General features: G+C 31.6%; 11 protein-coding genes, 3 tRNA genes and 3 rRNA genes. 10 read left to right on the top strand and 7 right to left on the bottom strand.

Features of this window, described 5'->3' with window-relative positions; genetic code table 11:
- Position 1 precedes the first annotated feature (1 nt).
- From ACNSOS_RS02390 to bioD, 4 genes are all read right to left on the bottom strand, one after another.
- Positions 2 to 1,060, bottom strand: coding sequence for a MaoC family dehydratase (locus tag ACNSOS_RS02390; RefSeq protein WP_113909914.1), 1,059 nt, complete (start codon positions 1,058 to 1,060; stop codon positions 2 to 4).
- 9 nt (positions 1,061 to 1,069) lie between these two features.
- A complete protein-coding gene (locus ACNSOS_RS02385) occupies positions 1,070 to 3,589 on the bottom strand; it encodes an aldolase/citrate lyase family protein (RefSeq protein ID WP_113909913.1) in 2,520 nt (839 codons plus the stop codon).
- Positions 3,590 to 3,608: 19 nt separating this feature from the next.
- Positions 3,609 to 4,742, bottom strand: a complete 1,134-nt coding sequence (locus ACNSOS_RS02380) for an HpcH/HpaI aldolase/citrate lyase family protein (RefSeq protein ID WP_222718456.1) — start codon at positions 4,740 to 4,742, stop codon at positions 3,609 to 3,611.
- Positions 4,743 to 4,912: 170 nt separating this feature from the next.
- Positions 4,913 to 5,545, bottom strand: a complete 633-nt coding sequence (gene bioD, locus ACNSOS_RS02375) for a dethiobiotin synthase (protein WP_418185804.1) — start codon at positions 5,543 to 5,545, stop codon at positions 4,913 to 4,915.
- 72 nt (positions 5,546 to 5,617) lie between these two features.
- Here bioD and ACNSOS_RS02370 point away from each other — a divergent pair, with 72 nt between their 5' ends.
- The 10 genes from ACNSOS_RS02370 to ACNSOS_RS02325 all read left to right on the top strand — a co-directional run bounded on the left by ACNSOS_RS02370 (position 5,618) and on the right by ACNSOS_RS02325 (position 17,155).
- Complete coding sequence (locus ACNSOS_RS02370) at positions 5,618 to 5,917, top strand: ATP-dependent Clp protease adaptor ClpS (RefSeq protein WP_418185803.1); 300 nt, start codon at positions 5,618 to 5,620, stop codon at positions 5,915 to 5,917.
- Positions 5,918 to 5,919: 2 nt separating this feature from the next.
- Positions 5,920 to 8,130 carry an ATP-dependent Clp protease ATP-binding subunit ClpA gene (gene clpA, locus ACNSOS_RS02365; protein WP_418185802.1) on the top strand — a complete coding sequence of 737 codons (2,211 nt, stop codon included), beginning with the start codon at positions 5,920 to 5,922 and terminating at the stop codon, positions 8,128 to 8,130.
- Between the two features lie 56 nt (positions 8,131 to 8,186).
- Positions 8,187 to 8,690 (top strand): c-type cytochrome, encoded by a 504-nt coding sequence (locus ACNSOS_RS02360; RefSeq protein WP_418185801.1) that lies wholly within the window; start codon positions 8,187 to 8,189, stop codon positions 8,688 to 8,690.
- Positions 8,691 to 8,866: 176 nt separating this feature from the next.
- Positions 8,867 to 8,941, top strand: a tRNA-Asn gene (locus ACNSOS_RS02355).
- A 336-nt stretch (positions 8,942 to 9,277) separates the two neighbouring features.
- Positions 9,278 to 10,795, top strand: a 16S ribosomal RNA gene (locus tag ACNSOS_RS02350).
- Positions 10,796 to 10,904: 109 nt separating this feature from the next.
- Positions 10,905 to 10,981 (top strand) — tRNA-Ile (locus ACNSOS_RS02345).
- Positions 10,982 to 11,030: 49 nt separating this feature from the next.
- Positions 11,031 to 11,106: transfer RNA gene (locus tag ACNSOS_RS02340), tRNA-Ala, on the top strand.
- 413 nt (positions 11,107 to 11,519) lie between these two features.
- Positions 11,520 to 14,432, top strand: a 23S ribosomal RNA gene (locus ACNSOS_RS02335).
- 206 nt (positions 14,433 to 14,638) lie between these two features.
- A 5S ribosomal RNA gene (rrf, locus tag ACNSOS_RS02330) occupies positions 14,639 to 14,755 on the top strand.
- The 16S, 23S and 5S rRNA genes sit together here with 3 tRNA genes alongside, the layout of an rRNA operon.
- A gap of 513 nt (positions 14,756 to 15,268) precedes the next feature.
- Complete coding sequence (locus ACNSOS_RS02325) at positions 15,269 to 17,155, top strand: TonB-dependent receptor domain-containing protein (protein ID WP_418186302.1); 1,887 nt, start codon at positions 15,269 to 15,271, stop codon at positions 17,153 to 17,155.
- Between the two features lie 46 nt (positions 17,156 to 17,201).
- Here the strand turns inward: ACNSOS_RS02325 and ACNSOS_RS02320 are convergent, their stop codons facing one another.
- Genes ACNSOS_RS02320 through ACNSOS_RS02310 form a run of 3 tightly spaced genes read right to left on the bottom strand, consistent with a single transcriptional unit; the run spans position 17,202 to position 20,237 of the window.
- Positions 17,202 to 18,149 (bottom strand): hypothetical protein, encoded by a 948-nt coding sequence (locus ACNSOS_RS02320; protein WP_418185800.1) that lies wholly within the window; start codon positions 18,147 to 18,149, stop codon positions 17,202 to 17,204.
- 8 nt (positions 18,150 to 18,157) lie between these two features.
- Positions 18,158 to 18,436 (bottom strand): EscU/YscU/HrcU family type III secretion system export apparatus switch protein, encoded by a 279-nt coding sequence (locus ACNSOS_RS02315; protein WP_113893956.1) that lies wholly within the window; start codon positions 18,434 to 18,436, stop codon positions 18,158 to 18,160.
- 1 nt (position 18,437) lies between these two features.
- Positions 18,438 to 20,237 (bottom strand): flagellar hook-length control protein FliK, encoded by a 1,800-nt coding sequence (locus ACNSOS_RS02310; RefSeq protein WP_418185799.1) that lies wholly within the window; start codon positions 20,235 to 20,237, stop codon positions 18,438 to 18,440.
- Between the last annotated feature and the right edge of the window lie 75 nt (positions 20,238 to 20,312).

The raw sequence follows: 20,312 nt of genomic DNA, 5'->3' as shown, positions 1-20,312 counted from the left end.
TTTATTTTTTTGTTGATTTTTTTGGGATTACAACTGTGTAATCCAAATCTAAAATAACATTTGGTAAGTACTTACCATCCTCATCTTTTGCATTTTCAATCTCTTTTGGAGTTTTATTTTTAAGTGCAATAGTTCTAAGTCTTAAAAGTCCTAAATCTTCTCTTTTATGCTCAATTTTCTCTAAAATTTCAGTATAAGCATATATTGTATCTCCTGCATAAGTTGGATTGCAGTGATTTCCACTATTTATTGCATATACCCATTGTGCATTTTGAAGCCCATTAAAAGATATTGTTCTTGCTGTTGATATAACAATCCCTCCATACATCAATCTTTGTTGCATTGGAGTAGATTTCATCATATGGTCATTGAAGTGTACTTTTGCATTGTTTTGATATAACTTTGTTGCTAAAGTATGGTCACTATTATCAATTGTAATTCCTTCTGGATGGTTTAATCTTTCTTTTTCTTCATAATCTTCAAAAAAATACTTTCCACCAGTAGCATCTGTATCAACTACTTTTATTGTTGGAATGTTTATTTCATCTAAAATTGGTGTTGAACTTGCAAAAGTTGGAACTTCATTTATATCACTCTTTGTTGAATGGTCTTTTTTATGAACCATAACCCATCTTTTTAAATTTAAAACTTCATTTCCATATTGATTTACACCAATAGAATGAACATATACGACTCCACTTTTTCCATTTGAATTTTCTTTTAATCCTATAACTGTTGAAGTCATACTAACCGTATCTCCAACAAATACAGGATTAGCAAATGATATTTCAGCATAACCTAAATTTGCAATAGCATTTAAAGATATATCTTGAACTGTTTTTCCAAATGTTAAATGAAACATCAAAATATCATCTAATGGTTTTTTTTCATATCCAATTTGTTTTGCAACAACATCGCTAGAGTGAAGAGCAAATCTTGAACCAGTGAAAGCAATATATAAAGATACATCACCATCACTGATTGTTCTTGGAAGTGGATGAACTATTTTTTGTCCGATTTGAAAATCTTCAAAATAGTTACCAAAATTAATTTTTGACACATTCTCTCCTTATTTATTAAATAAATTTTGCCCTAAAGCTTTATAAGTTTCATATAACTTAATCATCTTTCTAGCCCATTTAATTCTTGATGAATCTACAAGTTTATTATTATGTAAAATTACCTCTTTACCTTCTCTTGTAGCTTCTTCATATTTTGCAATCATATCTTCATAATCTTCTACTTCACTTTGTTTTGGAGTAAAAATATCGTTAATATATTCAATTTGTACTGGATGTACTAAAGATTTTCCATCAAATCCTAGATTAAATGCATCTTTTGTAGAGTCTTCACAAGCAAATTCATCATGAACATCAAAATGTGGTCCATCAATAACAGTTTTTCCATAAGCTTTAGCTGCAAGTGCAATTTGAGATAGATAAGTAACGATTGCTTTTGAACCTCTTTTTATGTCTATTTGAAGCCTATTTGCTAATTTGTTTGAACCTACAACAACAACTTCAACTTTAGGACTAGCTGCACAAATTTCTTGAATATTTAAAACAGATAATGGAGTTTCAATCATAATCATAAGTGTAAGATTTGGATTTACTTCATTTATTAATTTTACCGCTTCCAAAACATCTTCTTTTGAGTCAATTTTAGAGAATAATAAACCATCAATTTCTAACTCTTTTGCTAAAGCTAAATCTTTTTTCAAATCTTCACTTATTAAATTATTTATTCTTAAAACTCTTTCGCTTTCTCCAAAGTTTGAATTAAACTCTTTGAATACTTCTCTTAAAGTTTCTCTTCCAGCTTCTCTTTGCTCCGATAAAATAGCTTCTAAATCAAAAATCACTGTATCAGCTAGAATTGATTTTGCTTTTTCTACATTGTGTTTATTGTATGCTGGAACCAAAATCATAGATCGTCTAGCTTTATATTCTATAACTTCTTCACCTTTAACAACAGCTCTTTCTAAATCATGTAAATCTTTTACAAGTTGTTTTCTAAGAACTTTTCCATTCTTTGTTCTTGGATAATCTGTCATTGTAAAGATTCTTTTTGGAGCTTTATATTTTGCTAGATTATCTTGTGAGAATTTTAAAATCTCTTCTTCTTTTTCTTTACTAATTGGTGAATGCCCAATAACAGCAATAGCAACTAAAGTTTTGTCTTTTTCAATATCGAGTCCGAAAGCAACACAATCAGCAACATCATCGTGAGTTTTTACAACTCTTTCAATTTCGTGTGGACTTACTCTAAATCCAAAAGTATTGATAATATCATCTTTTCTTCCAATGAACCAAATATATCCATCCTTATCTTTTTTTGCATAATCTCCTGTAAAGAAATATCCATCATGTCGTGATTTTGCTGTTTCATCTTCTAATTGCCAGTATTCTAAAAATAATCCAGGATCATCTTCTCCTATACAAATCATTCCTTCTTCTTCAACACCAACTTCTTCTAAAGTTTCAGGATTTAAAAGTTTTACAATATGTCCTGGTTGTGCAAATCCAGCACTTCCTGGTCTTATAGGATTATTTTTTGAGTGTGAGATATAGTAAGAGCATTCACTCATTCCAATAGCTTCAAAAATATCTTGTTTAAATCTTTCTCTCCAAAGTCCTAACATTTCATCACTTAAATGTTCTCCAGCACTCATACAATATCTTAAGCTTGGGCAATCTTCAAGTTTAAAGTCTGTTTTTTGGATAATTTGTCTATATATTGTAGGTACTCCAATAAATATTGTACATTGGTGTTTTTTTATCAAATTTATCCAAGTTGAGGCATCATTTCCGCCTTCATATGCAATAACTGTATGACCGTTGTATAATGGATCCATTAATGCTGAACCTAAAACATAAGTCCAGTTAAATTTCCCAGAGTGCATAATTCTATCATTTTCTTTAAAATCGAACCAAAAATCAGTAGCAGGTTTTCTTCCTATTAATGAACGATGAGAGTGTAAAACACCTTTTGGATAACCAGTTGTCCCAGAAGTATATACTAAATATGCTGGTTCTCCTGATTTTGAATTGTAGTGTTTTGGTGTTGAATCTATATCTTTAAAAATTTGATTTAAAGCATAAACATTTATACCTTTAGGTGCTTTAAAATCTTCAACGCTATCAACTCCTGCAACAACAATAGTTTTTAAATTATCAAGATTTTCTAAATATGGAACCAAGTTTTCATACATAGTTGCACTCATAACAATAGCTTTTGCTTGAGAATCTTCAGCAAGATATTTAACCTCACTACCACTTAAAAGAGTCGAAGTAGGTACTGCAATAATTCCAGCTTTCATAACCCCAAAGAATGAAATAGGGTAAGCTAAAGAGTTTTTTAAACATACTAGAACTCTATCTCTTGGTTCTAATCCAATCCCTTTAAAGAAATTTGCAACTTGATCTGATTTTGTAGCTAAATCTTTGTAAGTGATTGTATCAGTACCAAGTTTATCATCTTCAATTATCATAGCTACGCTATTTTCTTTGTTTGTCCCTATATGTTTGCTTGTACAAGCGACACCAATATTTAAAAATTCTGGTACTTCTAATTTAATTGTTTGACTCATTATAAAACTCCTTGTTATATTACAACTGACCGTATGGCCAATTTTCTTTAAATGTGTGTAATGGCATTTTGTTTAGAACTGATAGTGCAAATAATTCATCTTCTTTTGATAAGCTATTTAGTGCATAAGCTCTTAAAATATTTTGCAAAGATTTTCCAAACATCGGAGGATCAAGCATCTCTCCTTCATATCTTATCGCACCACTTAAAAGAGCATCAGCTTCAAGTGCAGCTTTCAAAATAGATACATCTTTTTCAATCTCATTTGGAGATGGAGTAAATGCAACTTTACAAATATTTATATGATTTGGAGTGATAACTTGTTTTCCTGTTAATCCCATAGCATTTTCTCTTAAAGCATGTGCATAAACATGTTTACTAGCTTCATCTCCATGTAAATCTAACCATCTTCTAATATCTTTTTTTTCAACACAATTATCAGGTAAAGAGTGAGGAGTAAGTAGAACTTCAACTCCACCAATTACACCTTTTCCTTTTATTCTTGCTTCCATCGTAAGTATGTTGAAAAATGTTTGTAATTCATCAATCCAACCTTTTGGAGTTATTTTATATGCCATCGCTTTTGAAAAATCATGAATTCCAAATACAATATGTTTTACTGTTGAGTGTTCCATTAACCTATCTGCAATTTGGAGTGATTTTGGGTGTTCAACAATTGGTTGAATAGTAAGTTTACTTCCAATAGATACTAACCAAGAAGATAAATCTCTTATTTCAGCACTTCCATAAACTTCTCCAGCTTTTGCCAAAACTATCACATCAATATATTGGTGTATTTGTTTTAACATTTTTAAATCCTCTTCATACTCTTCAGTTCTAAAAGGATTTATTCTTACAGCTATTTGAAAATCTCTTTGTGGGAATTTTGGTAACTCTTGAATTAGAAGCTCTCTACTCATGGCTTTTTGTCTACAGCCATCTTCTAAGTCAAATAAAACTGTATGAGCTTTTGTTTTATAAGCATGTTTTTGGAGTCTTAATTTTGCTTGTTCCATTGTTTCATAAGAACCATCAAGAGGATTATATTTAATTGGAGGGTAGTATATTTGAATACCTGGCCAATAACCACCTAAAACTGGTGTTAAATCATCTTTTTCTGTTAATTTAGATAAATCAATAGCAGAAGTCATCATTTTTTCAACCTTTCTATATTTTACAAATTCATTTTATATACAAAAGATATTATACATAAAACTAATACAGAAGTTATACACAAATTAAAATGAATAAATTTTATATCTTTTGAAATAGTAAATAAATTTAAGTTTGGTTTAATAAAATGCTTTAAAGTCCAGAAATAGGGCTATATATCTTGTAGAAAGTTCAAATTTCTAAAATAATCTTTTAAAAATGGCTTTGAAACTTTCTCAAAACTATCAATATCTTGATATAAATTTATAAAAAACTCAAAATCTATGTTGTAATTTTTTAAAGTTTCTATTGAAAGTAGGGTGTCATTTATACAACCAAGTTTTGAAGGAGTTATTAAAAATGTTTTGCAATTAAACTCTTTTATCAAATCAATCATAAAAAAATCTTTTTTTATAGGTACAAACAATCCTCCAGCACCTTCAATTATCAAAATATCACAAAAATTTTGTAGATATTCTTTTTTCTCTTTTAAAAATTCTATATCTATATATGTATCTTTTTTTGCTACATAAGGTGCTGCTGGAAGTTCAAATTGATATGGAACAATATCATTCATAGAGAATTTCTTAAAATTTGGATTTAGTTCTTTTGTTAATTCAAACATTTTACTGCCATCAATAGGTTGATTGTTTATAACTCCTGTTTCAATAGGTTTGAAATATCCTACTTTATAACCTTGTTTAGCAAAATATTTTAAAAATTTTTCACAAGCATAGGTTTTTCCAACATCTGTATTTGTAGCAGTTATAAATATAGTTTTAGAAGGTTTTATATTATTTTTCATAAATAATCTCTTTTTTGTTATAATTTGGCGATTTTTAGAAAATGATTTTATCATAAATTATAAGGGTTTAATGTGAGTAATGAAATAGAAATAGAATTAAGTGATGAGATAGAGTTACAAGAGCCAAAAAAATATAATGTTTTTTTATTGAATGATGATTATTCAACTATGGATTTTGTAATTGATGTTTTGATAAAAGTTTTTAGAAAAAATTTAAATGAAGCAGAATCTATAATGCTAAGTGTTCATAATAATGGAAAAGGACTTTGTGGAGTTTATACTTATGAAATAGCTAGTACTAAAGTTGCACAAGTAAAAACTATGGGTAGAGATAAAGGCTTTCCTTTAAAAGCTGTAATGGAAGAAGAATAAAAATGATAAGTAAAGAGTTAAGACACATTTTTGCACAAGCTGTTGGTTATGCAAAAACTAATAAACATGAATATTTAACAGTAGAACACATATTTTTAATGTTGATAAATGATTTGACGATTGAAGGGTTATTTATAGATTTAGGGCTAAATTCTCAAGAATTATTTGAAGAATTGAAAAAATATATAGATGAAACTACTCCAAAAGTACCTGAAGATATTAATGATGAACCAATAGAAACCTTAGCTTTATCTTCAACTATAGAATATATGGTGGCTCATGCTCAAGGGAGTGGAAAGCAAAATGCAAGTGTTGAAGATATGTTTGTTGCAATCTTAAAAGATGAAAAAGCATATTCTACATATTTATTGAGAAAATATGGAGTTCAAAGAGTTGATATTTTAGAAGAAATTTCACACAAAGAGGATGAAGAAAAAAGTGAAGAAACTTCTCAAAATGATAAAATTTTAGAACAAAATTCTAATGAACTTGTAAATATTGCTATAAAAGGTCAAATTGACCCAGTTATTGGTAGAGATAAGGAGTTAAATAGAGTTATTGAAATTTTAGGACGAAGAAAGAAAAATAATCCTATTTTAGTTGGAGAACCTGGTGTTGGAAAAACAGCTATTGCAGAAGGTTTAGCTTTAAAAATTGCTAATGAAGAAGTTCCACCATTTTTAGAAGATTCAAAAGTTTTTTCACTTGATATGGGTTCATTAGTAGCTGGTACAAAATATAGAGGAGATTTTGAAAAAAAATTAAAATCTTTGCTAAAAGAGATTTCAAAAATTCCAAATGCAATTTTGTTTATAGATGAAATTCATACCATTGTAGGAGCTGGAAGTGTAGGTGGAAGTGCAATGGATGCTTCAAATATACTAAAACCACTTTTAGCAAATGGAAAATTAAGATGTATTGGAGCTACTACTTTTGCAGAGTTTAGAAATGATTTTTCAAAAGATAAAGCACTAAGTAGAAGATTTGCAAAAGTTGATATAAATGAACCATCTATTGAAGACTCTATATTGATTTTAGAAGGCTTAAAATCAAAATATGAAGAGTATCATAAAGTAAAATATTCAAAAAGTGCCATACAAAGTGCAGTTGAACTTAGTAAAAAATATATTCAAGATAGATTCTTACCAGATTGTGCGATAGATGTAATAGATGAGGTTGGTGCAGCTAAAAAAATAGAGCTATCAAAAACTTTAAAAACACAAAATGATTCAAATATTACAATAAGTGCAAAAGATATTGAGGAAACTATTTCTAAAATGGCACATATTCCATTACGAAGTGCTACAAAATCAGATTTAAGCTTACTTAAAAATTTAGAAAAAAATATGCAAAAAAGAGTTTTTGGGCAAGATTTAGCAATTACAACTATTGTTCAATCAATTAAAAGAAATAAAGCTGGATTAGGTTTGGATAAAAAACCTATAGGAAGTTTTTTATTTACAGGTCCTACTGGAGTTGGAAAAACAGAAGTTGCTAAAGAGTTGTCATTACAATTAGGAATTCATTTTGAAAGATTTGATATGAGTGAATATATGGAAGCTCATACAGTTTCAAGACTTATTGGAGCACCTGCTGGATATGTTGGGTTTGAACAAGGTGGACTTTTAACTGAAGCTATAAGAAAACATCCACATTCAGTATTATTACTTGATGAAATTGAAAAAGCACATCCTGATTTGATGTCTATTTTACTTCAAGTTATGGATAATGCACAATTGACTGATAATAGTGGTAATAAAGCAGATTTTCAAAATATTATTTTGATTATGACTTCAAATTTAGGTGCAACTGAAGCAAATGTTATGGGGTTTGCAAAAAATGAGAAATTAAATGAAAATAAAGCAATAAACAAATTTTTTGCTCCTGAATTTAGAAATAGACTTGATGCAGTTGTAACTTTTGATAGTTTATCTTTGGAAATTGTTTCAAAAGTTGTTTGCAAATTTATAGAAGATTTGGAACAAAAACTTGAAGATAAGAAGATAAAAATAGAAATTAGCAAAAAAGCAACTGATGAATTGGCAAAATTAGGTTATGATAAATCTATGGGAGCAAGACCACTAAATAAGGTTATTTCAGAGAAAATTAAAAATGTTTTAACAGATGAAATACTATTTGGAAAGCTAAAAAAAGGTGGAATTGTAAAAATAGATTTCAAAGATGAATTTATTTTTCAATATGAAAGTTTATAACACAATTATTTTACAATTTATTTGATACAATTCCAAACAAAAAATAAAGGTATGATATGAAAAATGGTTTAATTATAACTGCAACTACATTATTGTTATTATCTGGCTGTACAGAAGATAAACAAGAGCAAAAAGTTGAACAAGCAACTAAAACACAAGTGAAGCAAGAAGTTAGTGTAGCAGTTGAACAAGAAAAAGAAAAAATTGTAGAAGAAGTTAAAAAAACAGAAGAAAGAACTACTGAGATACAACAAGAAAAAAAAGAAGAATCAAAAATAGATTTAAAAGTTGAAGAAAAATTAGTTGAAGATGCAAATTTAGTAGATGCAGAAACTATGTTTAAAACATGTGCATCATGTCATGGAACAAAAGGTGAAAAAGAAGCTTTAGGAAAATCTCAATCAATAGCTGGATGGGATAAAGATAGAACAATAAAAGCTTTAAATGGTTATAAAGATGGAACTTATGGTGGTGTTATGAAAGGAATCATGAAACCTCATGTTGAAACAAAAACACCAGAACAAATTGATATTTTAGCAGATTTTATCTCAAAACTATAATATATATAGATAAAAGAAAGTTCTTTTATCTATAAAAACTCTTATAAAATCGAATATTAAACGATTATTATTTATAAATTTAAAAAATTAAGCCAATATTAAGTGACAACCCCTTGACAAAGACAGAAAAAGCGATTATAATTCCCGTCCAATTTGACCAGAGATGGTTAAGATAATCCGGCATAGCTCAGCGGTAGAGTAGATGACTGTTAATCATTTGGTCCCTGGTTCGATCCCAGGTGCCGGAGCCATTTTAAGATTTAGTAAAATCTGAGATCTTTAAAGTTTGATAGGTTTAGAGAGGGTAATCTTTGTAAACCGAATATATATGTTAAAAGAAAATTTGTACAAGTAGTAATATTTAACCTAGAGATAGGAATAGATATTATTTGAAATACTTGTCTATAACTTGAGTGATAATTTTGTAACTAACTTAATAGAGAGTTATATGTTTAGAGATAGATATATAGTTTAAAAGAGAGTAATTATGGAATATGTCAGTTTCAAACACTATAAAGAGTGATAGAATTTAGAATGTAAATTAAAATGTAATTTTTAATTTGTAGTTTTTTATTTTTCATTGTAAATTTATGGAGAGTTTGATCCTGGCTCAGAGTGAACGCTGGCGGCGTGCTTAACACATGCAAGTCGAACGAGAACGGGTTATAACTTGTTATAACTGTCAGCTAAGTGGCGCACGGGTGAGTAATGTATAGGTAATATGCCTCTTACTAAGGGATAACAAATGGAAACGTTTGCTAATACCTTATATTCCTTATAAACAAAAGTTTGTAAGGGAAAGATTTATTGGTAAGAGATTGGCCTGTATTGTATCAGTTAGTTGGTGGGGTAATGGCCTACCAAGACAATGACGCATAACTGGTTTGAGAGGATGATCAGTCACACTGGAACTGAGACACGGTCCAGACTCCTACGGGAGGCAGCAGTGGGGAATATTGCACAATGGACGAAAGTCTGATGCAGCAACGCCGCGTGGAGGATGACACATTTCGGTGCGTAAACTCCTTTTATATAAGAAGATGATGACGGTATTATATGAATAAGCACCGGCTAACTCCGTGCCAGCAGCCGCGGTAATACGGGGGGTGCAAGCGTTACTCGGAATCACTGGGCGTAAAGAGCATGTAGGCGGATTGATAAGTTTGAAGTGAAATCCTATAGCTTAACTATAGAACTGCTTTGAAAACTGTTAATCTAGAATGTGGGAGAGGTAGATGGAATTTCTGGTGTAGGGGTAAAATCCGTAGAGATCAGAAGGAATACCGATTGCGAAGGCGATCTACTGGAACATTATTGACGCTGAGATGCGAAAGCGTGGGGAGCAAACAGGATTAGATACCCTGGTAGTCCACGCCCTAAACGATGTACACTAGTTGTTGTGAGACTAGATCTTGCAGTAATGCAGTTAACACATTAAGTGTACCGCCTGGGGAGTACGGTCGCAAGATTAAAACTCAAAGGAATAGACGGGGACCCGCACAAGCGGTGGAGCATGTGGTTTAATTCGACGATACACGAAGAACCTTACCTGGACTTGACATAGTAAGAATGATTTAGAGATAGATTAGTGTCTGCTTGCAGAAACTTGCATACAGGTGCTGCACGGCTGTCGTCAGCTCGTGTCGTGAGATGTTGGGTTAAGTCCCGCAACGAGCGCAACCCTCGTCGTTAGTTGCTAACAGTTCGGCTGAGAACTCTAACGAGACTGCCTACGCAAGTAGGAGGAAGGTGAGGATGACGTCAAGTCATCATGGCCCTTACGTCCAGGGCTACACACGTGCTACAATGGAGTATACAAAGAGCAGCGATACAGTGATGTGGAGCAAATCTTATAAAATACTTCCCAGTTCGGATTGTAGTCTGCAACTCGACTACATGAAGTTGGAATCGCTAGTAATCGTAGATCAGCTATGCTACGGTGAATACGTTCCCGGGTCTTGTACTCACCGCCCGTCACACCATGGGAGTTGAACTCATTCGAAGCGGGGATGCTAAAGTAGCTACCTTCCACAGTGGATTCAGCGACTGGGGTGAAGTCGTAACAAGGTAACCGTAGGAGAACCTGCGGTTGGATCACCTCCTTTCAGAGAAGTGTATTAAGATTTGATTCTTAATACATAGAATAAGAAAAAAACAATTAACAATATATGTTCGGTTTATAAAGATTATTTGAATAAATATATATAGGTGAATGGGCCTATAGCTCAGCTGGCTAGAGCGCTCGACTGATAATCGTGAGGTCTCAGGTTCAAGTCCTGATAGGCCCACCATTAAATAATCTTTACTTTTAATAGAGATATTAGAATTAAGAGTTTTGTTGGGGAATTAGCTCAGCTGGGAGAGCGCCTGCTTTGCACGCAGGAGGTCAGCGGTTCGATCCCGCTATTCTCCACCATATATATAAACTAATATTTAAAAATTAGATATAAGCTTTTATAGATTAAAAGTTTATATCTGGTTTTTAAAACTAGAAAACATTACTAAGATAACTTTAGTTATTTTAAGTAGTATGATATTTAAAAATATAATGTTAAAGTCTTTAAAATTTTTTCGTAAGATTAAATAATAATATGAAGATAAAAGATGAGAGTTTTTTATTGTAGTAGAGTTAAATAATTTTAAATAAAAAAATTTCATATCAATAATTTGTGATAAATTAAATTTATTATAAAACTATAGATAGAACACAACTAAATTATTAAATATAAATATATTTAATAAGATAGTAGCCAAAGAATATTATCAAACTAAAAGTATTAAATTAATTTTTAATACTTTAAAGGCAAATAACTTGAAAGAGTTATTTATTAATAAGCTATTAAGGGCTAATGGTGGATGCCTAGACTGTAAGAGGCGATGAAAGACGTATTAGGCTGCGATAAGCCACGGGGAGTTGCCAAAGAGCGTTGATCCGTGGATTTCTGAATGGGGCAACCCAGTATAATGAGAGTTATATTACCCTACGGGGAGCGAACCTAGTGAAGTGAAACATCTCAGTAGCTAGAGGAAGAGAAATCAAAAGAGATTCCGTAAGTAGCGGCGAGCGAACGCGGACAAGGACAAACCCAATACTTGTATTGGGGGTTGTAGGACTATAATATGAATTAAAGATGATAGATGAAATACTTGGAAAAGTGTAGCATAGAAGGTGAAACTCCTGTAATTTAAATCATCAATAATTTTAATAGTATCCTGAGTAGGTCGGAACACGTGATATTTTGACTGAAGCTGGGGGGACCACCCTCCAATCCTAAATACTACTTACAGATCGATAGTGAACAAGTACCGTGAGGGAAAGGTGAAAAGTACTGCAGCGAGCAGAGTGAAATAGAACCTGAAACCATTAGCTTACAATCATTCAGAGCCCTATGATTTATCAGGGTGATGGACTGCCTTTTGCATAATGAGCCTGCGAGTTGTGGTTAGTGGCAAGGTTAAGTCAAGTACGAAGCCGTAGCGAAAGCGAGTCTTAATAGGGCGCCATAGTCACTAGCTGCAGACCCGAAACGAAGTGATCTATCCATGAGCAGGTTGAAGCTGGTGTAAGAGCCAGTGGAGGACCGAACCCGCTGACGTTGAAAAGTCTTGGGATGACTTGTGGATAGGGGTGAAAGGCCAATCAAACTTCGTGATAGCTGGTTCTCTCCGAAATATATTTAGGTATAGCCTTGTGTTGTAGCATATAGGGGTAGAGCACTGAATGGGCTAGGGCTGCTTACCGCGGTACCAAACCCTATCAAACTATGAATACTATATGTGGAATCACAGGAGTCAGGCGGTGGGTGATAAAATCAATCGTCGAGAGGGGAACAACCCAGACTAACAGCTAAGGTCCCTAAGTTACATCTAAGTGGAAAACGATGTGGAGTTACTGTGACAACCAGGAGGTTGGCTTAGAAGCAGCCATCCTTTAAAGAAAGCGTAACAGCTCACTGGTCTAGTGATTCTGCGCGGAAAATATAACGGGGCTAAGATGTACACCGAAGCTTTAGATTCAATTTTTAATTGAGTGGTAGGAGAGCGTTCTATTCAGCGTAGAAGATGTACCGGTAAGGAGCGTTGGAGCGGATAGAAGTGAGCATGCAGGCATGAGTAGCGATAATTAAGGTGAGAATCCTTAACGCCGAAAACCCAAGGTTTCCTACGCGATGCTCGTCATCGTAGGGTTAGTCGGGACCTAAGTCGAGTCCGAAAGGGGTAGACGATGGCAAATTGATTAATATTTCAATACCAACATATAAGCGCGATGTGGGGACGCATAGAGTTAATCGAGGTCACTGATGGAATAGTGGCTCGAAGGACGTAGGTTGTTAAGTAGGCAAATCCGCTTAACATTAGACCGAGATCTTACAGGCTCTTGACACTCTTCGGAGGAGATGGAGAATCGATGATACTGTCGTGCCAAGAAAAGCCACTAAGTATATTATATGTTGCCCGTACCGTAAACCGACACAGGTGGGTGGGATGAGTATTCTAAGGCGCGTGGAAGAACCCTCTTTAAGGAACTCTGCAAAATAGCACCGTATCTTCGGTATAAGGTGTGCCTACTTTGGTATATGAACTTGCTTCAAAAAGCCAAAGAGGTTGCAACAAAGAGTCCCTCCCGACTGTTTACCAAAAACACAGCACTTTGCTAACACGTAAGTGGATGTATAAGGTGTGACGCCTGCCCGGTGCTCGAAGGTTAACTGATGATGTCAGCGCAAGCGAAGCATTTGATTGAAGCCCGAGTAAACGGCGGCCGTAACTATAACGGTCCTAAGGTAGCGAAATTCCTTGTCGGTTAAATACCGACCTGCATGAATGGCGTAACGAGATGGGAGCTGTCTCAAAGAGGGATCCAGTGAAATTGTAGTGGAGGTGAAAATTCCTCCTACCCGCGGAAAGACGGAAAGACCCCGTGCACCTTTACTACAGCTTGACACTGTAGCTTGGATATTCATGTGCAGGATAGGTGGGAGGCTATGATGACTAGACGCCAGTAGAGTCGGAGCCATCCTTGAGATACCACCCTTGAATATTTGAGTTACTAACTGCGTACAATTATCTTGTATCAGGACAATGTCTGGTGGGTAGTTTGACTGGGGCGGTCGCCTCCTAAATAGTAACGGAGGCTTACAAAGGTTAGTTCAAAGCGGATGGAAATCGCTTGTTGAGTATAATGGCATAAACTAGCTTGACTGTGAGACCTACAAGTCGAACAGAGACGAAAGTCGGTCATAGTGATCCGGTGGTTCTGCGTGGAAGGGCCATCGCTCAAAGGATAAAAGGTACGCCGGGGATAACAGGCTGATCTCCCCCAAGAGCTCACATCGACGGGGAGGTTTGGCACCTCGATGTCGGCTCATCGCATCCTGGGGCTGTAGTCGGTCCCAAGGGTATGGCTGTTCGCCATTTAAAGCGGTACGCGAGCTGGGTTCAGAACGTCGTGAGACAGTTCGGTCCCTATCTTCCGTGGGCGTAGGAAAGTTGAAGAGATTTGTCCCTAGTACGAGAGGACCGGGATGAACGTACCACTAGTGTACCAATTGTTCTGCCAAGAGCATCGTTGGGTAGCTACGTACGGATGTGATAAGAGCTGAAAGCATCTAAGCTCGAAGCCAACTCTAAGATGAACTTTCCCTGAAGTTCCCAGCAAGACTAGCTGGTTGATAGGCTGGATGTGTAAGCGTTGTAAGGCGTTTAGCTGACCAGTACTAATAGAACGTTTGGCTTATTTTTATTTCTTTGGTTTACTATCTTATTAAGTATACAATACTTAATAATTGTGTTTACATTAGTTTTTATATGAAATACAAAAAGACTTTAACATTATCTTTATCTAAACTCTATATTTGAGTTGAGTATTAAGAGCAAAGCTTTTAAATGAAAAGTTAAAAATGGAAAATGAATAATTCACTTTTTATTTGCTTTTACTACTCAACTTTGTTAGTGGTTACAGAGAAGTGGAAATACCCAGTCCCCATTCCGAACCTGGTAGTCAAGCACTTCATCGCCGATAATACTGCAGGGTCCCCTTGTGGAAACGTAGGTCACCGCTAACTCTTTGAGTATTCTTTTTACAAATGCCTTTCCTAAGTTACTTCTTCTAGTATTTTAGGGAAGGCTTTTTTTTATTCTATTTCTTCCTTCTCAACACAATTAAACATATTTAAACACCTTCTCCAAATTTTATCTATATCCTCTTTATCCATTATCTATCTTCTGAAATATTGAGTTTTATTCAAAAGAAGTTACTCTATACTTTTTATTAAATGTTATCATTTTTATTATTAAAGAAATAAAAATAGAGAATTTAATCAATAATTACTATTGATTTAAAATTATCTTAAGGATAATATATTAATATTACATTTAATTTTTACTAATTAGTATAATAATTATTAAAAATGTAAAATAAGATAAATTATCCTAAAAGATTTATCGAAATTTTAATCTAAAATTCAAAAAAAGGAAAAAAATGAAAATTAAAATGGCTAGAACAGTTGCAACAGCTTTACTAGTTTGCGGGGGGGTACAACCTACTAAACGCAAATGAAACTACAAAACTTGATGATATTCAAGTTGTAACTACTGCTTCTGGGTTTGAACAAAATGTTTTAGATGCGGCTGCTTCAATTTCAGTAATAACTGCTGAAGAATTAGAAAAAAAATCTTATAGTGATGTAACTGATGCTTTAAAAAATATACCTGGTGTTAATGTTTCTGGAAATGGTTCAAAAAGAACTATATCTATTAGAGGTATGGGTTCTGAATATACACTATTTTTAATTGATGGAAAACCTGCACAAGGTGATGATGCTTATAAAATTAGAGGTGGTTATCCTGAAAGTCAAGTTAATTATATGCCACCACTTGAGGCAATTGAAAGAATAGAAGTTATAAGAGGTCCGGCTTCTTCACTTTATGGTTCAGATGCTATTGGTGGAGTTATAAACATAATTACTAAAAAACATCAAGATAGAGCAACTGCAAGCATAAGAACAGAATATATAAAAGGTGCTTCATCAAATAAAGTAAATAATGCTACATCAAATACAAGTGTTTATTTAAATGCTCCAATTATTGAAAAAACTCTTTCTTTTCAACTTGATGCAGGTTTAATGAATATGAATGAAAGTGAGCATGCTGTATCTGGAGCAGACCCTGATTTTGAAAGAAAAAATATTGGTACAAGATTGATTTTGACTCCAGATGAAAATAATACTATTAGAGCTGGATACTCTTATACAATTCAAGAAAGAACTCATACTGAAGGTAAAAGTATAGTGGCTGGTAGTAGAGAAACTCCTTATACAAAATTTGAAAGAACTAATTATAATATAGATCATGAAGCAAAATATGATAAATTTTCTATAAATTCTTATGTAAATCATGATAAAGATAAGAGTTTAACTCAAAAGAATCAATTTGAAACTCTTAGTGCAAATACTTTAGGGACATATTTCTTTGATACAAACTCTTTATCTATTGGACTAAATTATAAAAAAGAGAAAATCCTTACAGATGGACAGCATAATGCTCTTGGTGAAACTACAGATTTAGATAGATATCAATGGGCATTATTTGCTGAAGATACTTGGCAAGCTACAGATAATTTGGCTTTAACTTTAAGTGGAAGATATGATGATAATGAACAGTTTGGTAGTAATTTTTCTCCAAAAGCTTATGCAGTTTATAGTTTAACAGATAATTTAAATTTAAAAGCTGGAGTTACTTCTGGATATAAAGCACCAAGTCTAAGAAATTCAAGTGACAATTATGCAGAAGGTTCTATGGGCGGAGATATGATCGGAAATCCTAATTTAACTCCTGAAAAAAGTATGAATTATGAAGCAGGTCTTGCTTATGATAATCCAGATATTGGACTTGCTGCTAGTTTAACAGTTTTCCAAATAGATTTTAAAGATAAAATTCTTCGTTCAGATACATTGGCAGGAAGTGGTACTGCTGGAAGTAGTTTTTATAGTAAATATCCAAACCTTCCATTTGCTTCTAGAGGATATACTACATATTATAATGTGGATGAAGCAGAAAGTAAAGGTATAGAACTTACAACAGAGTATAATATTTTAGATAATTTAAAGTATAGACATTCTTATACATTTAATGATACAGAGCAAAAAAGTGGAAATAATAAAGGAAGACCTTTTACAGATTCACCAAAACATATGTTTAATGCTGGACTTGATTGGGATGTAACTTCTAAGTTATTGTTATGGACGCAATTAAATTATAATGGTAAAACAAGTGGTTCAGTACCACAAGGTGGAGGAGATTTAGGTTTAGAAAAAAGAGCTTATACTTTAGTTGATTTAGGTGGAGTTTATAATTATGATAAAAAACTACAATTTACAGCTGGAGTTTATAATATAGCAAACAGAACTAATGAAAGGAATTTAGATGGTAGAAGATTTAGCGTTGCTATGAATATGAAGTTTTAAACTAAATTATTTAGGATTGCGGTAGATTAAATATTTAATCCCGCAATCAATCTCTAGCCTCAACAACTCTTTTTTGTAACTCTTCTTTTGTAAATATTTTTGATAGTTTTTGTATACTTATTCCATTTGATAAGCTTATTATTATTCCTTGGTTGTCTTCTCTAAATTTAGCAGATTTTATAATAACTTTTATTTTGTTTGCAAATTCATCTATAATGTATATTTTTCTTCCAACAAAAAGTTGATTTAAAGTTGGTTCTTTAAATATTCCTATTAAATTTCTATTATTATATAGATATTTCCATAATTTAAACTCTTGTTCATAACTTAAGAAATAGTTTGTATAGTCTGAAAAAACTCTATCACCTTTTATATAAAATTTTGTTTCAGGGAAAAAGCCTTCTATGCAATTGCATAAAAACATATCTTGTTGTTTTTCTTTTATTTTTGAAATACAAAAATATTTAAATTTCTTAAGTTTATCGATAAATAGTAATTCTTCACTATTTTGATTTTCTAATATAGCAAAAATATTGAAAAGTTCTTTAAAATCATCATCATTTGAAGCTAGAGTTTTAAGTACTTTTATACTCAAATTTGTTTCATTTTGTATATCTTTATCTATTTTATATGATTTAAAATTTGATTTTTTTAAGTCTAATATTTGAATTTGATTTTTTGTTTGATTTAATAGATATATTTTAGAATTATCATTTTTTTCAACTATAAATATATTGTTTGTATCAATTTGTAAAGTTTTATATTTAGCTATAATTTGTTTTTTGAAATCAGTTATTTTTTCTTCTGTTATAGTATATTTAAAGTCACCATTTTTTAAAAATTCTACAAGTTCATATTCTGTATTAAAATCAAGGTATCCACTATTTGAATACTCTTTTTTATGGCTATCAAATTCTAAATCTAAAGATAAAAGATAGTTTTTATGTCTATAAAGCTCTTTTTGATCTTTTATAATAAATTTTTTTAAAATCATTTTTTATCCTATTTTTTATTTTTGTTTGATAAGTCATAAATAAATGCAAAAATTTCTGCAACAGCTTTATACATCGAAGATGGTATCTCTTTATCTATATCAATTTGAGATAAAAGTTCTACTAAATCTTCATCTTTTTTTATGGGAATATTGTTGTCTTTTGCAATTTTTATTATATTTTTTGCAGTTTCACCTTTCCCTTTTGCTGTTATTTTTGGAGCATTATCTACTGATTTGTCATATTGTAGTGCAACGGCTTTTTGAATATTTGGGCTTTTATCTTCCATCTTACGCCTTTATATCAACTTTTGAACCAAAAGACTCACTATTATAGTAGTTTTGTTGGTAAATATTTGATGGTTTTTCTTCTTTTGTTTCTTCGTCTTTCATATCAAGAAGTTTTATATTTACGGGTATTAATTCTACATTGTTAAGAGCTATTTTTAATTGTTGCATATTATCTCTAAGAGCTATTTTAAAATGTTCTCTTTGCGCATAAATAGTCATATCTAACTTATTCTCATCATAAAGAGAGAGCATTAAATCAACTTTTCCAAAATCTTTTAATGTTAGTTTTATTTGACAAAAAAACTTTTCTTCATCTTTTTGTTTCATCTCGATAGTTCCATCTTCTAACATTTCCCAAAAAAAAGGAATATAAACATAGTTAGAGTTTGAAACAATAGAAGTTAGTTGATGATAATCTACTTGAGTTATCAAGTTGTTTATTGTTCTCAAAGCATCTTGTGATTTTACATCTGTTTTTGTACTTAATTCATCTTGCATTTTTAATAAAACTGATTTGAAATCATCTTCTAGTTTCATATTTGTTTTCAAATTTTGTGTTGGGTTATTTATTTGCTCTTGAATGACTGTTTCAACTTTTTTTATAAGAGTATTTATATGTTCTTGAATTTGGCTATTTTGTGGATTTTGCGATTGTAAACTATCTTTTAAAGCATTTAAAAGAGGGCTTAAATTTGTTGTAAAATTATTTGAAAAAGTTGATAAATTTATATTTTGTAAGTTATTTGCCAAATTTGATATATTTTGTGATGATTGCTGATTATTTTGTATTGCTACTTCTGGTTTTGAAAAAAAATCATTTATTTTCAGAAGGTTATCTATTATTGGCAAAATATTTTTGTTTTGTACTGAAGTAGGGTTTTGTATTATGTCATTTTTAATTTGTACTAAAAGTTCTTTTACTTGTAGATTAATACTATTTTTTGTTTCTAAAATGCTTGGATTTTGTAGTTGATTTGTAGCTTGAGATGAAGTTGAATTTTGTACTTGATTATTCATCAAATTTGTTATTGGATTATCTAAAGTTTTTGTTTGTACTTGGTTTTGAGCAGGTTTATTCTCTAGTTTTGATTCAACTAATGTTCCTTGATTTAAAACTGTTTTTAATTCATTTACAAGGTTACTTAAACTTTGTGTCTGTGGATTGTTCAAAGCATTATTTAAATTTTGTAATGCTGTTGTAAGATTTTTTAGACTAGTTTGTAAATCACCACTAGATACAAAAGCTGGACTTGATACATTTTTGATAATATTGTTTATAAGGTTATTTATCTCTTTTACTTGAGGTGTATCAATATTTTTTAATAAATTTGAAATATTTTGTAAAATATTTTCTATTTTTGTACTCAAATTTGAATTTTGTGTCAGTTTATTTTCTAAAAAAATACCACTATTTTTTAATTGTTCTTTTAAACTATTTGCATCAATATCTTTTAGATTTTTTGCAAAGTTTTCTAATAATGGTTTAAATTTTTGCAAATTTTCATCATCTTTTACAGAATTAAGTAAATTTGATATATTTGTTGAAACACTTCCTAAATCTTTGAAAAGATTTGAATTTTTTAGCATATTTTCTAAAGATGAATTCGACTTTGTACCATCTTTTATATTATCAAAAACTTCTTTTAAAACTTTTCCAGCATCGATTGTTGATAATTGTCCTTTATCTTGTTTTAAAAGATTATTTAAAGTTTTATTGTCTGTCTCTTTTAATACATCATTTAAGACTTTATTGTTATTTGCTAAAAGTATATTTAAAGCTGTTCCATTTGATATTAACATAATAGATTATAACACAAATAGTTATAAAATAGAGCTATCTATTGGTATTTGAATTTAAATCAGAATATATTAAGA

Origin of the sequence: Aliarcobacter vitoriensis (assembly GCF_048320235.1) — a bacterium.
GTDB classification, from domain to species: domain Bacteria; phylum Campylobacterota; class Campylobacteria; order Campylobacterales; family Arcobacteraceae; genus Aliarcobacter; species Aliarcobacter vitoriensis.
This window is presented reverse-complemented; position numbering and strand designations above follow the sequence as displayed.

What these genes read in the sequence shown, in the direction of transcription:
- ACNSOS_RS02320 (WP_418185800.1), bottom strand. Translation starts at nt 18,149, where the DNA reads ATGATTTTAAAAAAATTTATTATAAAAGATCAAAAAGAGCTTTATAGA.
- ACNSOS_RS02385 (WP_113909913.1), bottom strand. Translation starts at nt 3,589, where the DNA reads ATGAGTCAAACAATTAAATTAGAAGTACCAGAATTTTTAAATATTGGT.
- ACNSOS_RS02310 (WP_418185799.1), bottom strand. Translation starts at nt 20,237, where the DNA reads ATGTTAATATCAAATGGAACAGCTTTAAATATACTTTTAGCAAATAAC.
- ACNSOS_RS02315 (WP_113893956.1), bottom strand. Translation starts at nt 18,436, where the DNA reads ATGGAAGATAAAAGCCCAAATATTCAAAAAGCCGTTGCACTACAATAT.
- clpA (WP_418185802.1), top strand. Translation starts at nt 5,920, where the DNA reads ATGATAAGTAAAGAGTTAAGACACATTTTTGCACAAGCTGTTGGTTAT.
- bioD (WP_418185804.1), bottom strand. Translation starts at nt 5,545, where the DNA reads ATGAAAAATAATATAAAACCTTCTAAAACTATATTTATAACTGCTACA.
- ACNSOS_RS02360 (WP_418185801.1), top strand. Translation starts at nt 8,187, where the DNA reads ATGAAAAATGGTTTAATTATAACTGCAACTACATTATTGTTATTATCT.
- ACNSOS_RS02380 (WP_222718456.1), bottom strand. Translation starts at nt 4,742, where the DNA reads ATGATGACTTCTGCTATTGATTTATCTAAATTAACAGAAAAAGATGAT.